At 56.1% G+C, this 6,121-nt stretch carries 6 protein-coding genes; 4 read left to right on the top strand and 2 right to left on the bottom strand.

From position 1 onward, the window contains the following. The first annotated feature begins 142 nt into the window (after positions 1–142). The 3 genes from VGE80_RS21700 to VGE80_RS21690 all read left to right on the top strand — a co-directional run bounded on the left by VGE80_RS21700 (position 143) and on the right by VGE80_RS21690 (position 4,014). A complete protein-coding gene (locus tag VGE80_RS21700; RefSeq protein WP_373650374.1) occupies positions 143–1,381 on the top strand; it encodes a hypothetical protein in 1,239 nt (412 codons plus the stop codon). A gap of 149 nt (positions 1,382–1,530) precedes the next feature. Continuing rightward, complete coding sequence (locus VGE80_RS21695) at positions 1,531–2,781, top strand: hypothetical protein (protein WP_373650375.1); 1,251 nt, start codon at positions 1,531–1,533, stop codon at positions 2,779–2,781. A gap of 51 nt (positions 2,782–2,832) precedes the next feature. Beyond that, positions 2,833–4,014 carry a M24 family metallopeptidase gene (locus tag VGE80_RS21690; protein ID WP_373653854.1) on the top strand — a complete coding sequence of 394 codons (1,182 nt, stop codon included), beginning with the start codon at positions 2,833–2,835 and terminating at the stop codon, positions 4,012–4,014. A gap of 34 nt (positions 4,015–4,048) precedes the next feature. Here the strand turns inward: VGE80_RS21690 and VGE80_RS21685 are convergent, their stop codons facing one another. Beyond that, positions 4,049–4,669, bottom strand: coding sequence for a hypothetical protein (locus VGE80_RS21685; RefSeq protein ID WP_373650376.1), 621 nt, complete (start codon positions 4,667–4,669; stop codon positions 4,049–4,051). Positions 4,670–4,918: 249 nt separating this feature from the next. On the opposite strand from VGE80_RS21685, the gene VGE80_RS21680 reads away from it, so the two are divergent. Beyond that, complete coding sequence (locus VGE80_RS21680; protein ID WP_373650377.1) at positions 4,919–5,437, top strand: hypothetical protein; 519 nt, start codon at positions 4,919–4,921, stop codon at positions 5,435–5,437. Between the two features lie 154 nt (positions 5,438–5,591). On the opposite strand, the gene VGE80_RS21675 is transcribed toward VGE80_RS21680, so the two are convergent. Beyond that, the coding region (locus VGE80_RS21675) for a sugar phosphate isomerase/epimerase family protein (RefSeq protein ID WP_440594094.1) at positions 5,592–6,121 on the bottom strand (530 nt) is incomplete at its 5' end.

Raw genomic sequence — 6,121 nt, 5'->3', positions numbered from 1 at the left:
ACAATTGTTTACGACAGTTTTTTGCGTGACCAGCAGCTCAAAATTCTCTGAACTTGCGATACTTGGCCCCTTTTCTGATACCATTCCCTGAATGGTTGAGTTGTCATTCCCTTTGCGACTTCTCCCTGGAGGAGATCTGATAATGAGTCGATTTCGGTTATTGAAGTGTTCCACGGTACTGGCACTGGCGGCAGCGATTTTCATGCTGTCCGATTTGGCGATGTCCTGTCCGTTCTGCGCGGCGCCCTCTCTGACCTTGTCTGAGCAAGTTGCTCAGGCCGACGCTGTGGTGCTGGCCAAATGGACTGGGGGCCGACCTGCCAATCTATCCGACGCGGGAACCACGGAACTTGAGGTCATTGAAGTCGTCCACCAGGCCGAAGGGGGAAAACTGGCTCCAGGTTCGCCAATCTCTCTGATTCGTTACCGAACGGCGAAGCCCGGTGATCAGTTCATGCTGTTCGGCACAAAAGTCGACTCGGCCATCGAGTGGGGCAGCCCGCTCGAGGTCTCCAAGGTCGCCTACGAGTACATGCGGAATTCTCCCAAGCCGACAGTGGCTGCTGGCGAGCGATTGAAGTATTTCCTCAAGTACCTCGAGTCCGAAGACAAGATGATTGGTGATGATGCGTTCGGCGAATTTGCGAATGCCGCCTATGCTGACGTTGCCAAACTTTCGGATGAATTCCCCCGCGAAAAGCTGCGAAAATGGCTGACCTCGAAAGATGTTTCGCCAGGTCGATTAGGGCTGTATGGCATGATGCTGGGGCTTTGTGGTAATGACGAAGATGTCAAGCTGATGCAATCCCGGATCCTCGAACCGACGGATGACTTCCGGCTCGGGATCGACGGGATCATGGGGGGCTACCTCTTGCTCACGGGGGAAAAAGGGCTGGATCTGATCGAAAAAGAAAAGCTCATTAATATGAGTGCCCCGTTCAGTGAAACCTATGCGGCGATCCAGGCGATCCGCTTCATGTGGCAGTACGGCGATGGGAAAATCTCCATTGAACGATTGCGGCAAGCGACACGCCTCCTGCTCGATCGACCCGAACTGGCGGATCTCGTCATCGCTGACCTGTCCCGCATGAAGGATTGGTCCGTGCAGGACAAACTGATGGTCATCTACGACGACGAGACGAGCTTCCCCTCGGTCAAACGGGCAATTGTCCGCTATATGTTGTCGAGCACCAAAGACCTGGGCGAAGCGAAAACGGAAACACCCGATTCGAATGCTGGCGCCTCGGAACCTTCCAGCGAAAAGACCACAGTCGCTGAACTGCCCGCACACGTCATCAAAGGGCAGAAGTGTCTGGAAGAGCTGGAAAAGAAGGACCCCAAAACTGTCAATGAGGCCAAGCGGTTCTTCCTGCTCAAGTAGCGACGGCTTCTTCTGCAGCGACAAACCACGCTTCGGGGAACCGGGTATGACGATTGAATGGATGTGACAGTCGTTCGGAATTCGGCGTTACAGGCCCCGTAGTGCTGCTGAACTGGCTCCATGACGAGCCTTCTCGAGTGAGAGTTAAAATGCCACGGACTCGGCAGTTCGTACTCATGGTAGTTGCGACCACCATTACGGCAACGGCCGTATTGATGGCTCACGCCTGCCCTTATTGTCCGCCGACGGATTCCACGCTGAGCGAAAAGCTGGCGGAGTCCGATTCGGCTTGTGTGGTGAAGTTCCTCAACTCCGAAAATGGTGAGGAACTTTCCATGCAGAAAACCACTTTCGAAGTCCTGAAAGCGATCCGCGATTCGCAAAAGACGAAGCTCGCGCCGAAGATCGTGACACCTTTCGGACTGACTGCCAAAGAGGGAGACCTCTTCCTGTTGATGGGGCAGCTTAAAGACGACCAGATGGAATGGTCGCTGCCGATCGAGATGGACGAACTGGGCAGCGAATATGATTACATTCGTAAAGCCCCTTCGCATGAACAACCGCAGGTCGAGCGGTTGGAATACTTTCTCAAATTTCTGGATCACGAGAATAATGTGATCTCGAATGATGCGTTCTCGGAATTTGCTCAGGCAAAGTACGAAGACGTCGAATTGCTCGCACCGAAGATTTCGCGTTCCCAAGTCAGAAAATGGCTTGAAGATCCCAATCCCCAGCTCATTGTGCGACGAGCTTTCTATGGGATGTTGCTCGGCCTGTGCGGAAATGACGAAGACGCCGACTATCTGCATCAGCGCATCATGGCACCCATCGATCCTACGCAGAATCGGATCGGGATCGAGGGAATGATGGGGGGATACCTGCTGCTGCGAGGTGAGCCGGGACTGCGGGAATTGATCGAACGCAAGCTCGGCTCTCTCGAGGACGAGTTGTCCCCGGATGACCCTCGTATTGCTGATCTGGATGCATTGCGGACGACGCTCATCTTCTTGTGGGACTACCGCCGTCGTCAGTTTGGTGAAGAGACGCTGAAAGCGGCGATGCGGCGTTTTCTGGACCGCCCTGAATTTGCTGACATGGTCGTCGTTGATCTGGCACGCTGGAAGGATTGGGTTCCCCTGGAACGGCTGAAGAACGACTATGGCAACTATCCGTGGGATACCCGTTCCGCAAAGGAAAAGATCGTTGCTTATGCTCTGATGTGCCGGAAAGATGTCCCCGCGGAAAAAGTGGATCAACTGCCAGCACATGCGGTCAAAGCACAATCGTTTATCGATAGTCTCGACCCCGAATTCGTTCAATCGGTGAAGCGAGGGTTGGGAGGTTTCGCACCCCCCGCCAAGCCGTCCAAAACCAAATCGACTGCTACCCCGACCAATTAATATGAAAGCAGGGTGCCCTTTCACGGGCTGATCCTGCTGGCGAGAAGAATCATGTTCGACCTGGCCGCGATTCAGTCTGCCGTTCGTGAAAGCCAACTCGATGGGTGGCTGCTGTATGACTTTCGTGGCAGCAATATTCTTGCCCGCCGCATTCTTCAGTTCGAGGACGGGCCTGTTGGCTCTCGACGCTGGATGTACTTCATCCCGGCTCAGGGCGAGCCTGTAAAACTCGTTCATCGCATCGAGACCGGTGCGCTGGATCACCTGCCGGGCGAAAAGCAGATTTATCTGAAGTGGCAGGAATTCGAAGCGGGGGTTACCAGCCTGATTGCAGGACGATCCCGGGTTGCGATGGAATATTCTCCGCGTAACGGGAATCCCTACATCTCGCGCGTGGATGCAGGCACGGTCGAACTCGTGACGTCCAACGGCTGCGAGGTCGTCCCTTCGGGAGACCTGATTCAGCTCTTCGAAGCCGTCTGGGATGATGACCAGTGGGCCATGCATCTGGAGGCGGGACAGCACACGGATTCTGCGTTTGCAAAGGCCTGGAAATTCATCGCTGGCGAAGTTCGCACTCGTGGTGAGACAACCGAGGGAGCGGTCCGGGACGTGATCATGGATCACTTTTCCCAGCACGGCCTGACGACCTATCATCCGCCGATTGTGGGAGTCAACGCTCACAGCGGTGACCCTCACTACGAGACCGGTTCGGCACCGATCCGGGAAGGGGATTTCGTTCTGGTTGACCTCTGGGCGAAGCTCGACCGTCCGCGTGCGGTTTACAGCGACCTGACCCGTGTCGGTTTTGTCGGGACGTCGGTTCCTGTGCAATATGAGTCCATCTTCAAAATCGTCGCTGCGGCGCGGGATGCCGCGATTCAGCTCGTGCGGGACCGTTTTGCCGCGGGTCAGAAGTTGCAGGGTTATGAAGTCGACGACGCCGCGCGAGGCGTGATTGAGCTGGCGGGATATGGCCCGTACTTCGTTCATCGAACCGGACATAGCATCGGTCAGGAGACACATGGCAACGGGGCCAATATCGACAATCTTGAGACGCATGAGACTCGCCTGATCCTTCCTGGATGCTGCTTCTCCATTGAACCGGGCATTTATCTGCCCGAGTTCGGTATTCGGAGCGAAGTCGATGTGTATGTCGACCGTCAACGGCAGGTCCACGTCACCGCAGGCGAACTGCAAACGTCGGTGATCCCCATTCTGAGCTATGAATGAGGTGTCCTGCCGAGCGACGGCTGTAAACTCGTCATTACTTGTGAGCTTCCATCCTGCCTGCTTGAGTTTCCAGCAATTCCAGAGCTGCGGGCAGCGTCATGTCTGGGGATTCGTCAAAGAGCGTGATGCTTCGATAGGGCGAGCGTTCCAGTCTGACCCCCTTTCGCCGACAGGTCATGGCACGAATGAATCGTCGTTCAATGAAAAAGGCTCCTGGGGAATCCATCAGTCGCTGTGAGAGAGACCCCGTCAGGAAGCGAGCTTCGCCCTGGGTCGGTTCGGCCAGTTGAGCATTCGCCGGACGACGAAGCCAATCCAGAAAGCGGTTATTTGATTGCTCACCGCGGAAAGGCCACCAACCGGGGACGCGGTGGGATGTCACCCCTTCCCACGCCCCATTCAGGCGCCGATGCAATCGGGGCAGGAACATCATACCTTCGCTGGTCCCCACAAGATCACCATAGTTCGGCAGACGGGGACGTTCGACACGGACCGGTCCCACCAACATGAGTGGCGTACCGATGATCCTGTCGAGTAAGTCCGGCTCCAGATCGGGCTGGTCGAGAGTTATGGTTGTGCCACAGTCGGGGCACAACTCGGCGTGGGGTTCTACCCACGAGAGGCATCGCTGGCAAAAAACGATCAAGTTCTGCATGAAAACTGCCGCCGCCAATAGAGGAATGCCTGCAATTATGCTGATTTCGGCGCGAATTATGAAGCCTGTCCTGATCCTTGGGCAGTCGCCCGAGCCCTGTTCGAATGGAACCATCCCCTCCGCGCGGGTTTGAGAAACGGTTCTCCTTTGGTAGTACGTTCATCGCTGTGACTGAGTGATGACGATGGGCTTGGGTGGGATCCAGTCGCAGACTTGACCCCTGAGCTTGCTTAATCGATCCTGCACCTCATGACGCCGCCACAAACAATAATCGTTGTTCATCCCCGAGAACGCCGCTCGAAATGCACTGTTCATCCCCTCCGCGCGGGGGGACAGTTTCAGTTCTACAAGCATCCCCGTACTCCACCTGCACTGCCCGGTTACATTCGACTGGGGTTAGGGGGGCCTCTCCTGAGCGATGCCGACCGGGATTGCGGCTTACTGGTTCTGGACGGGACTTGGCGCTGGGTGGAACCCATGGAGCGGCTCGCAGCCACCGTTCCGGTACGAACGCTTCCTCCTCTGGTTACGGCTTACCCGAGATCGTCAAAGGTTCTCGATAATCCCGAAGGGGGACTCGCCACGATTGAGGCGATCTACGCTGCTTATCGGCTACTCAGTCGTGATACGACGGGATTGTTCGACCACTACCGCTGGGGAGCCGAATTCATTGAAAAGAACAGCCAGTTCTGGCCCCCTGTTCCGTCGTGTTTCCAGGGCTCTGTCGACGTCCCGAGTGTCGTGCATCAGGAGTCGCCTCTCCCCTAGTGGGAGGGAGGTTTTCAACGGGTCTGACCCGCACGCTGGTAGGGCAGTCGTTCCGACCATCGCCGGGCAGGCAAACGAGCAGTGTCTGACCGAAGTAAGACACTGCTCGCATGGGTGAGCTGGTCTTCTCAGCGTGAGAAGGGACCGAAATGCCTCACGAGGCGATTTCGTTGTGCACTGTTTCGAGCAGCTTCTTCGTCAGCTTGATCCCTTCGACTTCGCTGTGCTTTGAGCCTTCGTATTCAATCCCGATCCAGCCGCGATATCCGTAGGACAGTACGATCGGAATCATACGGCGGTAGTCGGTCTTCGTTTCGTTGCCCGCTTCATCGAACTCATGGGACTTGGCACTGACCCCTTTGGCGAACGGCATCAGTTCTTCCGTTCCCTTGTAGCGGTCGTAGTTGACGTTGTTGGCAACCCGGAAGTTGCCAAAGTCGGGCAACGTACCGCAGTTCGGGTTGTTGACCGTGTGAATCGTCGATGACAACCAGGTGCCGTTTGACGAAAGTCCACCATGGTTTTCAACGATCACCCCGATCTGGTGCGTAGCGCCGAACTCGCTCAGGCGTCGCAGTCCGTCGGCGGCGAGCTTCATCTGCTCCCAGTAACTTCCGCTCGACTGAGCGTTGACGCGCAAGGAATGGCAACCCAGGAACTTGGCGGCTTCGACCCACTTCTTGT

The organism is Schlesneria sp. (assembly GCF_036405755.1).
Lineage (GTDB): Bacteria > Planctomycetota > Planctomycetia > Planctomycetales > Planctomycetaceae > Schlesneria > Schlesneria sphaerica.
Note: the sequence above shows the minus strand (reverse complement) of the source record. Positions and strands in the feature narration are given on the sequence as shown.